At 68.5% G+C, this 17130-nt stretch carries 15 protein-coding genes and 1 riboswitch; of the genes, 8 read left to right on the top strand and 7 right to left on the bottom strand.

The window, feature by feature from the left end; translation table 11 throughout:
* The first annotated feature begins 147 nt into the window (after positions 1-147).
* From map to AC3IF3_RS02865, 6 genes are all read left to right on the top strand, one after another.
* Positions 148-975, top strand: a complete 828-nt coding sequence (gene map / locus AC3IF3_RS02840; RefSeq protein ID WP_243973472.1) for a type I methionyl aminopeptidase — start codon at positions 148-150, stop codon at positions 973-975.
* A gap of 6 nt (positions 976-981) precedes the next feature.
* Positions 982-1728, top strand: coding sequence for a RadC family protein (radC, locus tag AC3IF3_RS02845; protein WP_489219626.1), 747 nt, complete (start codon positions 982-984; stop codon positions 1726-1728).
* Between the two features lie 95 nt (positions 1729-1823).
* Positions 1824-3263, top strand: coding sequence for a circularly permuted type 2 ATP-grasp protein (locus AC3IF3_RS02850; protein ID WP_243973470.1), 1440 nt, complete (start codon positions 1824-1826; stop codon positions 3261-3263).
* A gap of 63 nt (positions 3264-3326) precedes the next feature.
* Positions 3327-4274: an alpha-E domain-containing protein gene (locus AC3IF3_RS02855; protein ID WP_243973469.1), complete on the top strand. Its 948-nt coding sequence runs from the start codon at positions 3327-3329 to the stop codon at positions 4272-4274.
* 24 nt (positions 4275-4298) lie between these two features.
* Complete coding sequence (locus AC3IF3_RS02860) at positions 4299-5126, top strand: transglutaminase family protein (RefSeq protein WP_243973468.1); 828 nt, start codon at positions 4299-4301, stop codon at positions 5124-5126.
* 41 nt (positions 5127-5167) lie between these two features.
* On the top strand, positions 5168-5917 hold the full coding sequence (locus tag AC3IF3_RS02865) for a proteasome-type protease (protein ID WP_243973467.1): 750 nt from the start codon (positions 5168-5170) through the stop codon (positions 5915-5917).
* Positions 5918-6013: 96 nt separating this feature from the next.
* Here the strand turns inward: AC3IF3_RS02865 and AC3IF3_RS02870 are convergent, their stop codons facing one another.
* The 4 genes from AC3IF3_RS02870 to thiO are packed head-to-tail and all read right to left on the bottom strand — an operon-like array spanning position 6014 to position 8887.
* The gene (locus tag AC3IF3_RS02870; protein WP_243973466.1) at positions 6014-6652 is read right to left on the bottom strand and encodes a thiamine phosphate synthase; all 639 of its coding nucleotides are present in this window, start codon (positions 6650-6652) and stop codon (positions 6014-6016) included.
* Positions 6653-6654: 2 nt separating this feature from the next.
* Positions 6655-7458: a thiazole synthase gene (locus AC3IF3_RS02875; protein WP_489227185.1), complete on the bottom strand. Its 804-nt coding sequence runs from the start codon at positions 7456-7458 to the stop codon at positions 6655-6657.
* Positions 7459-7460: 2 nt separating this feature from the next.
* The gene (gene thiS, locus AC3IF3_RS02880) at positions 7461-7673 is read right to left on the bottom strand and encodes a sulfur carrier protein ThiS (protein WP_243973464.1); all 213 of its coding nucleotides are present in this window, start codon (positions 7671-7673) and stop codon (positions 7461-7463) included.
* A complete protein-coding gene (gene thiO, locus AC3IF3_RS02885) occupies positions 7670-8887 on the bottom strand; it encodes a glycine oxidase ThiO (protein WP_489227187.1) in 1218 nt (405 codons plus the stop codon). The genes thiS and thiO overlap by 4 nt, the downstream gene beginning before the upstream one ends.
* A 70-nt stretch (positions 8888-8957) precedes the next feature.
* A riboswitch (TPP riboswitch) is annotated at positions 8958-9086 on the bottom strand.
* A gap of 235 nt (positions 9087-9321) precedes the next feature.
* On the opposite strand from thiO, the gene AC3IF3_RS02890 reads away from it, so the two are divergent.
* Positions 9322-9831 carry a retropepsin-like aspartic protease family protein gene (locus AC3IF3_RS02890; protein ID WP_243973462.1) on the top strand — a complete coding sequence of 170 codons (510 nt, stop codon included), beginning with the start codon at positions 9322-9324 and terminating at the stop codon, positions 9829-9831.
* A 489-nt stretch (positions 9832-10320) separates the two neighbouring features.
* On the top strand, positions 10321-11448 hold the full coding sequence (locus tag AC3IF3_RS02895) for a glycosyltransferase (RefSeq protein ID WP_489227189.1): 1128 nt from the start codon (positions 10321-10323) through the stop codon (positions 11446-11448).
* A gap of 95 nt (positions 11449-11543) precedes the next feature.
* Here AC3IF3_RS02895 and AC3IF3_RS02900 read toward each other — a convergent pair whose 3' ends face one another.
* The 3 genes from AC3IF3_RS02900 to dnaG all read right to left on the bottom strand — a co-directional run bounded on the left by AC3IF3_RS02900 (position 11544) and on the right by dnaG (position 16955).
* Entirely contained in the window at positions 11544-12803 is a 1260-nt protein-coding gene (locus AC3IF3_RS02900; RefSeq protein ID WP_489227191.1) for an adenylate/guanylate cyclase domain-containing protein, read from the bottom strand.
* 79 nt (positions 12804-12882) lie between these two features.
* Complete coding sequence (gene rpoD, locus AC3IF3_RS02905; RefSeq protein ID WP_243973460.1) at positions 12883-14865, bottom strand: RNA polymerase sigma factor RpoD; 1983 nt, start codon at positions 14863-14865, stop codon at positions 12883-12885.
* A 197-nt stretch (positions 14866-15062) separates the two neighbouring features.
* Complete coding sequence (dnaG, locus tag AC3IF3_RS02910) at positions 15063-16955, bottom strand: DNA primase (protein ID WP_489227193.1); 1893 nt, start codon at positions 16953-16955, stop codon at positions 15063-15065.
* Positions 16956-17130 lie beyond the last annotated feature (175 nt).

The raw sequence follows: 17130 nt of genomic DNA on the forward strand, positions 1-17130 counted from the left end.
ACCGGGCGCCATGCGGCCGCTTATGCCGCCAGCCCCGCTTCCGGCGCAAGCCACGCCCGTCCGCGTGCCGGACACGGCTTGGCCTCCCGCGCCGCGCACCGTACATAGGTCGGACGCCCGATTGATGACGCCGCGAAAAGTCCCGACATGCAGCAGGAACAGGCCACCGCGCAGGGATCGCGCCGCGCCCCGGAGCCGCCGATCCACGGTCCCGAGGGCTTCGAAGGCATGCGCCGCGCCGGCCGGCTCACCGCCGAGGCCCTGGACCTGCTGATGGAGGCGACCCTGCCCGGCGTCACCACGGAGGCGCTCGACCGGCTCGCCTACGAGTTCGCCATGGATCACGGCGCCTATCCGGCCTCGCTGCTCTATCGCGGCTATCCGAAGTCGATCTGCACCTCGATCAATCACGTGGTCTGCCACGGCATCCCCAACGACAAGCCCCTGCGCGAGGGCGACATCGTCAACCTGGACATCTGCCTGATCCTCGACGGCTGGCACGGCGATTCGAGCCGGATGGCCTATGTCGGCGAGGTCTCGCGCCGGGCCCAGCGCCTGTGCGAGATCACCTACGAGGCGCTGATGCGCGGCGTCGCGGCGGTGAAGCCGGGCGGCTCGACCAACGATATCGGCCGGGCGATCCAGTCCTACGCGGAGGGCGAGCGCTGCTCGGTGGTGCGGGATTTCTGCGGCCACGGGCTCGGGCGCACCTATCACGACGCGCCGACGATCCTGCACTACGTCGAGGCGAGCTACGACGTGCCGTTCAAGCCCGGCCAGTTCTTCACCGTCGAGCCGATGATCAACCTTGGGCGGCCGGCCGTGAAGGTGCTGGGCGACGGCTGGACCGCGGTGACCCGCGACCGCTCGCTCTCCGCCCAGTTCGAGCACACCGTGGCGGTGACGGAGACGGGGGTGGAGATCTTCACGATCTCGCCGAAGGGGCTGCACCAGCCCGTCAATCCCGCATCCTGACCGACCATGGCGCCGCGGCCGGACGATGCCGAGGCGGGGCTCTTCGCCGACGCCGGCGGCGCGTCGTCGCTGGCCAAGGACGCGCCGCACTATCACGGCCATCGCGACCGGCTCCGCGAGAAGTTCGCGGCCGCGGGCGGCGACGCGCTGCCGGATTACGAATTGCTGGAACTGGTCCTGTTCCGCGCGATCCCGCGGCGCGACGTGAAGCCCCTGGCCAAGGCCCTGGTCGCCCGGTTCGGCAGCTTCGCCGAGGTGTTGAGCGCCGAGCCGGCCCGGCTGATGGAGGTCCAGGGCGTCAGCGCCGGCGTCGCCGCCGACCTCAAGGTGATCGAGGCCGCCGGGCGGCGCCTCGCCCGGGGGGCGATCCGCGGGCGGGCGCTGTTGGATTCATGGGGCGCACTGCAGGATTACCTGCGCGCCACGATGGCCTTCGCGCCGCGCGAGGAGTTCCGGATCCTGTTCCTCGACAAGCGCAACCACCTGATCGCCGACGAGGTGCAGGGGCGCGGCACCGTCGACCACACGCCGGTCTATCCCCGGGAGGTCGCCCGGCGGGCGCTGGAACTCTCGGCCACCGCCATCATCCTCGCCCATAACCACCCATCCGGCGATCCGAGCCCGTCCGCCGCCGACGTGGCGATGACCCGCGAGATTGTGGCCGTGCTCGCGCCGCTGAAGATCGTCGTCCACGATCACGTGATCCTCGGGCGAAACGGTCACGCGAGCCTGAAAGGCCTCAAGCTGATCTGATCCTCTCGCCGCCTTGAGCGTTATCGAGGGCAGATATAGCCACGAGCAGATGGCGCGCCTCTTGCCTCAGAGCGGGAGCGTTAGGGAGGAGCGAGATGGCGGTGACGGCCTTCGACGAGATGACCGGGCTCGGCACCGGCACGGCCGATCCGGCCGCGATTCGAGACGCCTACGGCACGCTCAAGACGTGGCTCGAAACGACCCCCCCGGAGCATTTCAACACCCGCCGCAGTCAGGCCGAGCTGCTGTTCCGCCGGATCGGCATCACCTTCGCGGTGTACGGCGACAACGAATCGACCGAACGCCTGATTCCGTTCGACATCATCCCGCGGGTGATCACGAAGCCGGAATGGACATTCCTGGAGCGCGGGCTGAAGCAGCGGGTCACCGCCATCAACCTGTTCCTGAAGGACGTGTACGGCGCCCAGGAATGCATCAAGGCGGGCATCATCCCGGCCGATCTCGTCTATCGCAACGCCCATTACCGCATGGAGATGCGCTCGTTCCGGGTGCCGCACGACCTCTACGTCCACGTCGCCGGCATCGACATCGTGCGCACGGGCGAAAACGATTTCTTCGTCCTGGAGGACAACGCCCGGATCCCGTCCGGCGTGTCCTACATGCTGGAGAACCGGGAGGTGATGCTGCGCCTGTTCCCGGACCTGTTCTCCAAGCACCGGGTCGCCCCGGTGGAGAACTATCCCGACGCGCTGCTCGCCACCCTGCGCAGCCTCGCCCCGGTCTCGGCGACCCGCGACCCCACGGTCGTCTTGCTGACCCCCGGCCGCTACAACTCGGCCTTCTACGAGCACTCCTTCCTTGCCGACAAGCTCGGCGTCGAGCTGGTGGAGGCCTCGGACCTCTTCACCAAGGACGACGTGGTCTACATGCGCACCACCGAGGGTCCGCGCCGGGTTGACGTGATCTACCGCCGCCTCGACGACGATTTTCTGGATCCGCTCGTCTTCCGCCCCGACTCAGTCCTCGGCGTGCCGGGCCTGATGAATGCCTACGAGCGGGGCTCGGTGACATTGGCCAACGCGGTCGGGACTGGCATCTCCGATGACAAGGCGGTCTACAGCTACATGCCGGAGATCGTGAAGTTCTTCACCGGCGAGGAGCCGATCCTGCACAACGTGCCGACCTATCGCTGCCGCGAGAAGGACTCGTTCGCCTACGTGATGGACAACCTGTCGGAGCTGGTGGTGAAGGAGGTCAACGGCTCGGGCGGCTACGGCATGCTGGTCGGGCCGCACGCGAGCAAGCGCGAAATCGACGATTTCGCCAAGAAGCTCAAGCATGCCCCCGACGGGTTCATCGCGCAGCCGACCCTGTCGCTCTCGACCTGCCCGACCTTCGTGGCCTCCGGGGTCGCGCCGCGCCATGTCGACCTGCGGCCCTTCGTGCTCAACGGCGCCGACCAGATCCGCATCGTCCCGGGCGGCCTGACCCGGGTCGCGCTGAAAGAGGGCTCGCTGGTTGTCAATTCGAGCCAGGGTGGTGGTACGAAGGATACCTGGGTGCTGGACGCCTGATTTCACGGGGTCGGACATCCCGAGGCGCGGGCTCCCCGGTCCGCTCGACGTGGCTGAAAAAGAATGCTTTCCAGGACTGCCGACAACCTTTTCTGGCTCTCGCGCTACGTCGAGCGCGCCGACTTCGTCGCGCGCATCCTCGACGCGGCGCACCGCTTCGCGTCGCTGCCGACGAGCTACGGCGGCGGCGAGGGCAACGAGTGGGACTCCGCCCTCGCCTCGGCCGGCGACCCGGACGCGTTCAAGACGCATTACAGCGCGGTCAACGCCGATACGGTCTGCGACTTCCTGGCCTTCAGCCCGCACAACCCCTCCTCGATCCGCTCCTGCATCGAGGCGGCCCGGGAGAACGCCCGCTCCGTGCGCACGGCGCTCACCACCGAGATGTGGGACGCGATCAACGGCGCCTGGCTCGAACTGCGCAACTATGCCGGCAAGGACCTCAACCGCGACGAGTTCGGCCGCTTCCTCGACTGGGTGAAGACCGTCTCGCTCACCTTCGACGGCTCGGCCTTCCGCACGATGCTGCGCAACGACTCCTTCTGGTTCACCCGGCTCGGCACCGCGATCGAGCGGGCCGACAACACGGCGCGCATCCTCGACGTGAAATACCAGATCCTTCTGCCCCACGACGAGACGGTGGGCGGCAGCCTCGACTACTTCCAGTGGACCACAATCCTGCGCGAAGTCTCAGCCTTCAACGCCTACCACTGGGTGTACCGGGAGAGCGTGAAGCCGCTCCTGGTGGCCGATCTGCTGATCCTCAACAAGCAGATGCCCCGGTCCTTCGCGAATTGCTACGGGGTGATCGTCGAGTATCTCGACCTGATTGCCGACGCCTATGGCCGGCGCGGACCGAGCCAGCGGTTCGCCGGCAACATGCTGGCCAAGCTCGAGGCCGAGGATATCGACCGGGTCTTCGCCTCCGGCCTGCACGAGTTCGTCGAGGCGTTCATCGCCGAGAACAATAGGGTGGGCGAGGCCATCGCCAAGCAGTATCTGGTCGGCTGACGAAGACGCACAGGCCCCCCGCGCATGCGCATCCGCGTGATCCACGAGACCATCTACACCTACGAGCAGCCGGCCCGCGGGCTCGTCCAGGTCCTGCGGCTGACACCGCGGGACCATGACGGCCAGTACGTCCGAGGGTGGCGGATCGACACCACCGTCGACGGGCGCCTGACCGCCCGCGAGGACGGATTCGGGAACCTGGTTCACTGGTTCACCCCCGACGAGGCCGCCGACGCCCTGACGATCCGGGTCAGCGGCGAGGTCGACACCGAGGACACCCAGGGGATCGTGCGCGGGACCGTCGAACGTCTGCCGGATTCGTTCTATCTGCGCGACACGGATCTCTGCGCGACTAGCACGGAGCTGCAGGTCTTCGCGGAGCGCGTCGCCACGGCCGGCGACGCGGCGCCGCTGGCGCTGCTCCACCGCCTGATGGGGGCCGTTCCCGAAGTCGTGGCCTACGAGCCCGGCCCGGCCGCCAATGCTGTCCCGGCCGCGAAGGCCTTCGCGGCGGAGCGGGGTGTCTGTCAGGATCTGACGCATGTCTTCATCGCGGCGGCCCGGCATGTCGGCATCCCCGCGCGCTACGTCGCGGGCTACCGCGCCCGCGACGACGGCGAGGCCACGGTCGAGGCGCCGCACGGCTGGGCCGAGGCGCTGGTGCCGGATCTCGGCTGGGTGGCGTTCGATCCGTGCTTCGCGATGAGCCCGTCCGACAGTTACATCCGCGTGGCCACCGGGCTCGATTATCTCGGCGCCGCGCCGATCCGGGGCAGCCGGACCGGTGGCGGGACCGAGACACTGGACGTGAAGCTTCGCGTCGAGCAAGGCAGGGCCGCCGCCCAGTCCTGAGTCCCGCGACGGCGGTCCCATCGCATGAAAGCCCGAAGACGATGACGTACTGTGTCGGTGTCCTGGTCGAAGAAGGGCTGGTGATGGTGGCCGACACCCGCACCAACGCGGGGCTCGACGACATCTCGACCTACCGGAAGCTGCACCACTTCAACGTGCCGGGCGAGCGGGTGATGATGCTGGCCTCGGCGGGCAATCTGTCGATCACCCAATCGGTGCTGAGCCTGCTTCAGGAGGGCGTGCCCGGTGAGGGGGAGGAGCCGGCGCAGAAGCTCGTTGAGGCGCCGACCATGTTCCAGGCGGCGCAGCTCATCGGCCGTGCCATCCGCCGGGTGCGGTCGATCGAGAAGGATGGGTTCGAGGCGGCCAACATCCGGTTCTCGATCTCGCTGCTGTTCGGCGGACAGATCGGCACCGGCGACATGCGGCTGTATCTCATCTACTCGGCCGGCAACTTCATCGAGTGCAGCACGGACGCCCCGTTCCTCCAGATCGGCGAACACAAATACGGCAAGCCGATCCTCGACCGGGCGGTGACCTACCGGACCGATTTGTACGACGCCCTGAAGGTCAGCCTGGTCTCGATGGATTCGACCATGCGGTCGAATCTCGGCGTCGGCCTGCCGATCGATATCGCGGTCGCCCGCCGGAACGCGCCGACGCTCGAGGTGAACCACCGGATCGAGGCCGGCGAGGGCTATTTCCACGACCTGCGCGAGCGCTGGTCGGCGGCGTTGCGGGCCGCGCACCGGGCGATTCCGCGGCCGCCCTATGGGCCGTCTGAGAAGTAGATCTCGGACGGGTCCCTCGATGAGACCCCGTTCGGACGGCTCGGCTGGTCAGGCGGATAGCCGGCTCGGATCAGCGGCGCGTAGACGCTAGACCGATCACGTGCGCGCGCATGGCGCCGCGTTCCAGGCTTTCAGCCGGTCCCGCGCGGCGTCCGACGGATCGTCGGCCTGCATCAATCCGCCCATGATGGCGATCGCTGCCGCGCCCGCCGCGCGGCAGGCCGCGATCTGGTCGAGGCCGATCCCGCCGAGCGCCACCAGCGGAAGGCCGGCGGCCCGCGCCGCCGCGAGACCGTCCGGACCGAGCGCCGGTCCGTAGCCCGGTTTGCTCGCGGTCGGATAGATCGGGCTCAGCGTCACGTAATCGGCGCCGGCCGCCGCGGCCCGCACGGCCTCCTGAAACGCGTGGGCCGACACGCCGATCAGCGCCGCCGCCCCCAGGGCGGACCGGGCCGCCGCGATCGCCTCCGGACCCGAACCGCCGCCCAGATGCACCCCGTCGGCGCCGAGGGCGCGCGCCAGGGCGACGTCGCCGCCCACCGTCAGGACCCCGCCCCGGGCCCGGACAGCTTCGGCCACGGCCGCGCCGAGGCGGCGGCGCGCGTCCGGTTCCAGATCGCGGTCGCGAAACCAGATCCAGCGGGCGCCGCCATCGAGGATCGCCCGCACGGTCTCGGCGAGGGGCCGTGGATGCCCGTGCCGGTCCGTCACCGCGAGCAGCGGCGACGGCAGCATCCTCACGAGCCGACGAGGCCGAGCTGCGGGCTCGACGGCTCGGCCCGGCCCCGGCGGGGGATCCGCCCGGCCAGATGCGCGTCGCGCCCCGCCTCGACCGCCCGGCCCATGGCGCGGGCCATGCGGACCGGATCGTCGGCCTTCGCGATGGCGGTGTTGATCAGGCAGGCGGAGGCGCCGAGCTCCATGGCGATCACCGCGTCCGAGGCGGTCCCGATCCCGGCATCGACCACCACCGGCACCTTGGCCCGGCGGCAGATCAGTTCGAGATTTGCCGGGTTGGCCACTCCCATCCCGGAGCCGATCAGCGACCCCATGGGCATGATCGCGGCGCAGCCGAGATCCTCCAGGCGCTGGCAGACGATCGGGTCGTCGTTGCAGTAGGGCAGGACCACGAAGCCGTCATCGACGAGGTGGCGACAGGCCTCGATCAGCTCGGTCACGTCCGGGTAGAGGGTCTCGCGGTCGCCGATCACCTCGATCTTGATCCAGTTGGTGTCGAGGGCCTCGCGGGCGAGTTCGGCGGTCATGATCGCATCGCGGGCGGTCTCGCAGCCGGCGGTGTTCGGCAGGAAGCGCTTGCCCTTCAGGATGGTCACCGTGTCGGAGCCGTGGCCCTGGAGCGAGACCCGGCGGATCGAGGCGGTCACCACCTCGGCGCCACTCGCCGCGACGGCGTCGCGCATGATCGCCTGGGTCGGATACCCGGCGGTGCCGATGAACAGCCGGGAGGACAGAGCCACCCCGGCCACGGTGAAACCATCCGCCCCGGTCCCGGGGCGCAGCGGCGTGACGGTGGGGTCCATGCTCAACCTCCCTGCATGGCGCGGACGATCTCGACGCGGTCACCCTCGGCGACCGGGGTCTCGCCCCAATCCCGGCGGCGCACGACGCGGCCGTTCAGCGCGATGGCGATGCCCTGCGGACTCTCCATGCCGGTCTCCTCCGCCTCGACGCGGAACAGGCCGTCGATGGTCTCGGCTGCGCAGTCGCGCGGCTCGCCGTTGACGAACAGCCTCATGCCGACGCCCTCTTGGGCTCCGGCTGCGCGAACCGCGCCCGGGTGAACGGGCGGGCGACCTCCGGCAGGGCGCCGCCCATGACCAGTTCGGCCACGGCATCGGCGGTGACGGGGGCGAGCAGGTAGCCGTTGCGGTGGTGCCCCGTGGCGACGACCAGACCCGGTGCCAGCGTATCGATGATCGGTGCGTCGTCGTCGGAGGTGGGACGGTAGCCGCTCCACACGGCCTCGACCTCCATCTCCTCGATCCCGGGCAGCACCCGGCGGGCGCCTTCGAGCAGTGCGTAGAGGCCGCCGGCGGTCACGCCCGGACGGAAGCCGCAATCCTCCACGGTGGCGCCGACGATGAGCTGGCCGTCGCTCTTCGGGGCCATGTGGACCTGCTCGGTCCAGACCATTCGGCCGAGGGTGCCCGTGCGCGCGGTGGTGCGCAGGGCCAGGGATTGGCCCTTGAGCGGGCGCACCGGCAGCGTGAGCGTCGGCGGGAGCAACCCGCCCTCACCGCTCCAGGCGCCGGATGCCAGGATCACGGTTCCGGCCGCGACGCCGTCCTCGCCGACGCGCAGGCCCGTGACGCGGCCCCCCGACCAGTCCAGGGCGGTCACGGGTGCGTGCTCGACCACGACGACCCCGGCCCGCCGACAGGCCTCCGCCAGGGCCGCCATGACACGGCACGGATCGACCTGATGATCCAGCGGGCAGTGAAGGCCGGCGGTGACGGAGGGGCGCAGGCCCGGCTCCAGGCGCCGGACCTCGCTGCCGGGCAGCCACGTCGCGTCGAGGCCGGACCGGCGCTGCAGATCGTGGCGGAAGCGCAGGCGCTCGACCTCGTCGCGCCCGACGGCCAGCACCAGGGTTCCATCCGGCCGGTAATCGATCGCCTGACCCGACTCGGCCTCCAGCGCGTCGCGAAACCCCGGCCAACGCCGGAGCGAGTCGAGGGCGAGCGGCAGCAGCGGATCGGAGCCTGGCTCGTGCTCGGCCGCCGGTGCCAGCATGCCGGTGGCCGCGAGACTAGCCCCGGCGCCGATCGTCTCGCGCTCCAGCACCACCACGGACCGGCCCGCACGGGCCAGCCGCCAGGCGATCGACAGGCCGATCAGGCCGCCGCCGACGATTGCGATGTCGGCGCGAACGGGCAGGCCGGCCCGCTCTGAGGGGCTGGCCGCGCCACGGCGGCGTCCGATCGGTGACGGGGGGCGGTCCAGGGACACGCATCTCTCCACAGGGTGACGTCGCGGAGAATGGGCCCTGTGCTTCGGTGAGAAGCTGTGGCCGGCCTTACGGGCGGCCGCGGTCCAATCCCTACGCCGGTATGAGCCGGATCAGGTTCGAAGGATTTCCGCGCCGCAAGTCCTGACGGACGTGCCAGCGGTTTCTCAGCCCCTTGCCGGGGATCTCCCTGGAACAGATGCAGATGTGGCGCTACGGCCCGCGCCGGTCAACCCCGCTGCCGGGCCAGCTCCGTCCGGGCCGGCGACAATCGTGGATCGCGGTCACCGATCGGACACCAAGCCGAACGGAATCGGCCTTCCCCCGGCCACTGCCGCAGCCCGCGCGCACGATCCCTTCATGGGTTCGAGGTCTCATCGGCCCGATCTCGGCTCGCGTCCCGGGCGCCGGCACCGACGCACAGAAACGGACTTGCGTGCGCACCATCCTGCTCGTCTGTACGTTCGGCTTCCTGGCCGCCACCGCCGTCCAGAAGCTGCGTGAGCGGTCCCGGACAGAGCCGGTCGCCCATATCATCGCCCCGGCGGTCGAACCGGCACCCGACGCCGGAGCGCCCGCGGGCGTGGCCCTGCAGGCCGGTCGCAACGGCCATTTCCTCGTCACCGTCCTGCTGGACGGCCGCACGCTGCCGATGATGGTGGATACCGGTGCGAGCGCCTGCGCCTTCTCCGAGGAGGATGCCGCGCGGATCGGGATCCGGGTCGGTCCCACCGACTTCACCCGTGTCTGGAACACCGCGAACGGAGCCGTCCGGGTCGCGCCGATCCGGATTGCGGTGATGCAGATCGGCTCGATCACGGTGCGCGACGTGGAGGCGGTGGTGATCCCGCGCGGCCGCCTCAGCACCAGCCTGCTGGGCATGTCGTTCCTACGCCGCCTGCGCGATTTCAGCGTCGCCGGCGCCACGATGACGCTGCGGGGCTGACCGCGCCGGGGCTTCGCCCGGGGCGGGCCAGCCGGTGGGGCCATGTCTGCGTGCGCCTCGTCACCGCACGAAGCGCTGGGCGGGAAGCCTGTCGGGCGTGTTGGCCGCGGGGACCAATGCCCTCCTCCCAAAACGCCGGTTCGCCGCCTCGGGAAGAGGGGGGGGGGCGTTCGCGTTACAGGGAATGCGGCAGGCGGATCCTCTCCGACCGTGCCGGCCGGGAACCGTGTCCGTCATGGGCGGGCCTGGTTTATGAAACTTTTCTGTATCGTGATCGCTATCGATCGATAATCATCTTTCACGCAGTATTATTTGCCAATAACGTATGATAATCGCTGAACTATTATGCATCCAATAGCAAAATAAACTCTCTGATTTGTGACGCGCGGCGAGCTGAGCTATGAGTTGACAGGTTCGTGCGTGCGACGCACGCACGTATGTTTAGGCGATGCTGGCGTGAAAAGATCCGGTCAGACCGTCTGCTTGTCGATGATCGTCAAGGACGAGGCGCATGTCATCCGGCGGTGCCTCGATTCCGTCCGCCCGATCATTGATCACTGGGTCATCGTCGACACCGGATCGACGGATGGGACGCAGGATGTCATCCGCGCCGCGATGGCGGACATGCCCGGCAGGCTCGTCGAGCGGCCCTGGGTCGATTTCGCGTTCAATTGGAACGAGGCCCTGAAGCTCGCCCGTCCGCACGCGCAGTACGCGCTCATCATCGACGCCGATGACGAGCTGATCATCCCTCCGGACTTCGTCATGCCGAAGCTTCATGAGGCAGGATACAGGTTCGAGATCGTCGACACCCATACGCGCTACTGGCGTAAACAACTGGTCAGCAGCAAGAAAAACTGGCGTTATCGCGGCGTTCTGCACGAGTTTCTCGAATGCCCTGGGGATCCGGAGACGCCGATCCTCCCCCTCGCGATGCGCCGGGGCGAAGACGGGGCACGCCATCACGACACGACCGCGGATGCCCGCGACATCGCCGTCCTGGAACAGGCGCTGGCGGTCGAGAAAGACCCGTTCATGGTCGCGCGGTACACGATGTATCTGGGCAGTACATACGATGCAGCGAAGGACTACCGTAACGCGCTTGATTGTTTTGTGAAGAGCGCTAAGCTATGTCGATGGGATGAAGAAGTCTATTTCAGCCTGCTGATGGCTGCCGTCAACGCGGAACGCGTCGATGAGCCCGAAGACACGGTGTTGCATCTGTACGATCGGGCGATCGTGGTCCGCCCGGCGCGGGCAGAAGCGCGCCACGGGGCCAGCCGGTATTGCCGGAGTAAGGACAGATTTCCGGAGGGGTTCCGCTATGCCGAGGCGGGCATTGCCCTGACATTGCCGAGCGAAGGCATATCGCTGAATCCCTGGGTCTATGAATATGGAATGCTGGAGGAATATTCAGCCAACGCCTATCATGTCGGCCAATATAACATAAGCCTTCATGCCTGTCTCGAGGTATTGAAAAAGCCGAACGTTCCGAACGACGTCTTGGCGCGCTCCTGTGCCCTGGCACGGCGCGCGCTCGCGAGGATGATCGATCCCGTCTGGGGCTGCCGGCAATCGGCCTACAGCGCCGAGTTCGCTCCGGCTTGGCAATTCTGACGGCGTTGGAGCTCGGGGGTGCTGTGCCCACGGTTCCGAAGTCCCGCACGAAACCGCCGCTCTGCTGCCGCGGACGAACCCGTCGCGGCGCGGCCTCAAACCGGTTTGCGCGGGCGCAGGAATTTCGGCTTGAACACGGCCATCGGCTCCCGAAATCCGTCGAGCACGTGCTCGCCCAGCGGGATCGGGTCGCCCCAGAGGAAATCCACGAACGGTTTCGACATCAGCAGCGGCTCGCCGAGGATGCGGTTGAGCTGTGCGAGGCGGCTGGCCAGGTTCACGTCCCGGCCGATCACGGTGAAGTCGAGCCGGGAGCCCGAGCCGACATTGCCGTAGGCCGCCTCGCCGTGATGCAGGGCGATCCCGGCGGCCACCGGCACCGGGAATTGGCGCAGGGCGTTGGCCTCGTCCAAGGCCGCCAGGGCGTGCTGCGCCGCCGTCAACGCGCCCTTGGCGGCGCCCCCGAGATCGTCGCCCGACTCACGGAAGATCGCCAGCAGTCCGTCGCCGAGATATTTCAGCACCTCGCCGCCCTCGCGCTCGATCGGTGGCACCAGGCAGTCGAAGAACACGTTGAGCAGGCCCACCACCTCCTCGGGGCTCATGTCGGCGGAGGTCCGGGTGTAGTCGCGCATGTCGGCAAACAGGATCGCCGAGCGGATCCGCGTGACCTGACCGCGGCGGATGTCGCCCGCGAGGATCGCCCGGTGCGGCTCGTCGCCGACATAGAGCCGCAGCACGTGGTCGAGCTGTTTGTTGAGGACGCGCATCTCCATGACGGCGGCCAGCGCCGGCATGACGAAGCGCAGGATCGCGATGTCGTCGGCCCCGAACCCCTCCGGCGAGCGGGTCGCGAAGGTGATGCCGTTCTTGGTGCCGTTGGTGAAGAACAGCGGGGCCACGACGTAGTGGATGTAGCCTTCGGCCTTCAGGTCCGGGACGATCGCGTAGGCGTCGTCGGACGTCTCGCTGAGGTCCAGGATCAGCCACTCGCCGGTCTCGTGAACGGTGTGGAACGGGCTGTTGAGGTACGCATCGGTCGAGCGGGCACCGTGCGGGAACAATCGAACCGTGGTGCCGCCATCCCGGGTCCAGATCCGGCCGATGCCGGCATATTCCGAGTGCAGGGTGTCGATGGCCGTGGACGCCCGGTCCACCGGCACGCCGATGGCGATCAGCCGCTCGGCTAGACCGGACAGCATGTCATCGGCGTTCTGAAGACGCGCGCCTTCGCCCAGCAACCAGTCGCGGATGCCCACGGAGGGTTGGATGGCCCCGAACGGGACATCGTCGGCCTCGGTGCCGTCCGCGAAGGCCGTCGGCACTCCGGGCGTTGGCGGGCGGCGTTCGAGCATGGCGCCAGGTTGAATGCCGCGCGGCGTCGTGACGGCGCGGACGACGGGAAAGCGCCGCGGCAGCGGCCGCGGCGGGGGCTCAATTGTCCAGGAAGCTCCTCAGCTTCCGGCTGCGCGACGGGTGCTTCAGCTTGCGCAGGGCCTTCGCCTCGATCTGTCGGATGCGCTCGCGGGTCACCGAGAATTGCTGGCCGACCTCCTCGAGGGTGTGGTCGGTGTTCATGCCGATGCCGAAGCGCATGCGCAGCACCCGCTCCTCGCGCGGCGTGAGCGAGGCCAGAACCCGCGTCGTCGTCTCGCGCAGGTTCGACTGGATCGCCGCGTCGATCGGCAGGACGACGTTCTTGTCCTCGATGAAGTCACCCAGATGGCTGTCCTCCTCGTCGCCGATCGGCGTTTCGAGGGAGATCGGCTCCTTGGCGATCTTCAGGACTTTTCGCACCTTCTCCAAGGGCATGGCCAATTTTTCGGCCAGTTCCTCAGGCGTCGGTTCGCGGCCGATCTCGTGGAGCATCTGGCGCGAGGTGCGGACGATCTTGTTGATCGTCTCGATCATGTGCACCGGGATGCGGATCGTGCGCGCCTGATCGGCGATCGAGCGGGTGATCGCCTGCCGGATCCACCACGTGGCGTAGGTCGAGAACTTGTAGCCGCGCCGGTACTCGAACTTGTCCACGGCCTTCATCAAGCCGATGTTGCCCTCCTGGATCAAGTCCAGGAACTGCAGGCCGCGGTTCGTGTACTTCTTGGCGATCGAGATCACGAGGCGCAGGTTCGCCTCGATCATCTCCTTCTTGGCCTGCCGGGCCTCGCGCTCGCCCTTCTGGACCATGTTGACGATGCGGCGGTACTCGCCGATCTCCAACCCGGTCTCGGAGGCGAGGTCGAGGATCTGGGCGCGCAGGTCGGTGACCTGCCGCGAGCCCTTCTCGACCAGGTTCTTCCAGCCCTTGCCGCCCAGCGTGCCGACGCGCTCCATCCAGTTCGGATCGAGTTCGTAGCCCTGGTAGTGACGCAGGAACTCGTCGCGGGCCACGCCGTGGCTCTCGGCGAAGCGCATCAGGCGGCCCTCGTGGCCGATTAGCTGCTTGTTGATTGAGTAGAGCTGCCCGACTAGCGCCTCGATGCGGTTGTTGTTCAGCGACAGGGACTTCACGTCGGCGACGACGATGTCCTTCAGCTCGGCCTGCTTCTGGTTCTGGGCCGGGGTGTTCTTCTCGCCCGCGGCCTTGCGCTCGGTGCCCTCGGTCTGGGACTTGCGCAGCTTGCGGTAATTCGCGGCGATCGCATCGAAGGTCTCGAGGACCCGCGGCTTGATCTCGGCTTCCATCGCGGCGAGCGAGACGTTGTTCTCCAGGTCGTCCTCGTCGTCGCCGCCCTCCGGCGGGGCCGGCGGCTCGCCGTCCTCGGCGGCGTCCTCGCCCTCGGCGATCTGCGGCGCGTTCTTGCCGTCCGGACCGGCATAGGTCGCCTCCAGATCGATGATGTCGCGCAGGAGGACCTTGCCCTCCACGAGCTCGTCCCGCCAGATGATGATCGCCTGGAAGGTCAGCGGGCTCTCGCAGAGGCCCGCGATCATCGCCTCGCGGCCAGCCTCGATGCGCTTGGCGATGGCGATCTCGCCCTCGCGGGAGAGCAGCTCCACGGAGCCCATCTCGCGCAGGTACATCCGCACCGGATCGTCGGTGCGGTCGGTGGGCTCCTTGGTGGTGGTCGCAACCGTGACCGCGCGCGCCGGGGCGACCTCGGCGACTTCGCCGCCTTCGGGCTCCTCCTCGTCGCTCTCGGCGGGCTTCTCGCCGGCGGCCTCGTCGGTCTCCTCGGCCTCGACCACGTTGATGCCCATCTCGGACAGCTGCGACAGCACGTCCTCGAGCTGATCCGGGTCGGACTGGCCCTCGGGCAGGACCTCGTTGACCTCCTCGTAGGTCACGTAGCCGCGCTTCTTGGCGAGCTTGACCATCCGCTTGACCGAAGCATCCGTCAGGTCGAGGAGCGGCCCGTCGGTCTGCTGCTCAGGGGCAGCGTCCGTCTCGTCCCGTTCCGTTGCCTTCGTCGCCATGTTCAGCCTATTGTTTCGCACGTGGCGCGTTGCGGAGGCCCTGGCTGGGCCGGTCTACGCCGTCGGCGCCGCTGTAAGAGAACGGCGCCGAATCGCTCCGGTCGCCTGCGTCGGTTTCCGTATGCAAGCCTGAGGCTTGACCGATTGTTAACTATGGCGAGCCGCTCCCTGCCGCCGCCTCCGCCATGACACAGCCGTCACGCGGCCGTCGAGTCACCCGACACCGGCAAGTCGGCCTCAGCCTCGGCGGCGATGACGGTTTCCAGCCTCGCCTTCACTTCGCAGAGCCATGCCCACCCGGCATCGGTCGGATCGTTCTCAAACGCCTGCCGTGCTTCGCGAAGTTCGGTATGTAGCGCGCCTGCCTGCTGGTGCAAGATCATGGCTTGCCGAAGGGCATCCATACGGTGTGCGGGATCCGCGTGCGGAGCCAGCGTCGAGCGGTCCCGCGAGCGCGCAAGCGCCAGGATCCTCTCTGCACCTGCGTTCAGCCCGGCGCGGGTGATGCGGCTCTGCAACACGTTCGGATCGGTGCGTTCGCCCTCGGCCGCGCAGTCCAGGAGAACCGACAGCAGGGCCCGCGCATCCGGGTCCTCAAAGTCCAGATCGCCGATCGCCTCGCCGAATTCCCCGATCATCTCGGGATGCGCCAGCAGCGTGCCGACGATCACCGCCTCCCGGACCGAAGCGGCGCCGGTGAACCCCGCCGAGGCCGTCATCGACGCGCTCGGGCTGCTGGTGATGCGCGGCGAGACCGGTTCGCCGGGCCGTACGAACCGCGTACGGCCGCGGGCACCCGGTCCCGCGGCGACCCGCGCCCCGCGGGGCGACAGGCCGCGAAGCCGCTCCTCGATGTCGTCGCGGTAGTAGCGCCGCACGGTCTCGTCGCGGATGGCCGCGACGGTCGCGCGCAAGGTCTGGGTCAGCCCGGCCCGGCGCTCGGGCGTGTCGACGGGTCCGGATTCCAGGGCGCGCCGCCAGAGCAGCTCGGACAGGGGCAGTGCCGCCTTCAGCACCTGGTCGATCGCCCCCGGCCCGCCGGAGCGCAGCAGGTCGTCCGGGTCCTGTCCGCCGGGCAGCAGGGCGATCCGGAGCGAGCGGCCCGGTTCGAGGAGCGGCAGCGCGATGTCGAGGGCCCGGAAGGCCGCACGCTGGCCGGCCTTGTCGCCGTCGAAGCACAGGATCGGCTCGTCGGCATGACGCCAGAGCAGGGCGAGTTGATCCTCGGTGAGTGCGGTGCCAAGCGGCGCCACCGTCTCGGGGTGGCCGGCGAGCGTCATGGCGATGACGTCGACGTAGCCCTCGACCGCGATGATCGAGCTGCGCTCGTGCGCGGCCTTCCGGGCGCCGTGGAGGTTGTAGAGCGTCCGGCCCTTGTGGAAGAGCGGCGTCTCGGGGGAGTTCAGGTACTTGGCGCGCACGTCCTTCGACAGCGCCCGGCCGCCGAAGGCCACGACCCGGCCGCGCGTGTCGGTGATCGGGAACATCACCCGATCGCGGAAATAATCGTACGGGACCGAGACGCCCTCCCCGGTCGCCAGAAGCCCCATCTCGATCATCAGCGTCTTGTCGACACCCTGCCCGGCCAGATGATCGCGCAGGGCATAGCGGTCGTTCGGCGCGTAGCCCAGGCGGAAGGCCTGCTGGGTTTCGCGCCCGAGGGCGCGCCGTTCGAGATAGGCGCGGGCCTCGCTGCCCTGGTTCGAGAGCAGCCGCTCCTCGAACCAGCGGGCAGCCATCTCCATCACCTCGATGGCCCCGGCGCGCTTGGTCTCCGCGGCGCGGTTGTCCTCGGTCGGCGCGGGCAGGCTGACGCCCGCCTCCCCGGCCAGCCGCTCGACGGCCTCCGGGAAGCTCAGGCCCTCCGTCTCCATCAGGAAGGTGAAAATGTCCCCGTGCTTCGAGGACGAGAAGCAGTGATAGAACTGCTTCTGGTCGTTCACGTAGAAGGACGGGGTCTTCTCGGCGTTGAACGGCGACAGGCCGCGCCATTCCCGGCCGGCCTTCTTGAGCTGAACCCGCCGCCCCACCACCGAGGAGGCCGGCAGCCGGGCACGGATCTCTTCCAGGATGTGGGACGGATAGCGCACGGGACCTGGGGTCGGCTTCGGGACCGCGTATCCTAGCGTAGCGAAGGGGGTTGAGTCCCGCCCCACGGACGGAGTGATGTCGGGTGGGGATAGCGTGGAGAATGCGCTCTGACCGGCCCTGCAAGCTTCCACGGCTGCGAGTCCGGTGCGATGCGATCGCCGATCCTGTATATAC

The organism is Methylobacterium sp. J-118 (assembly GCF_057836565.1).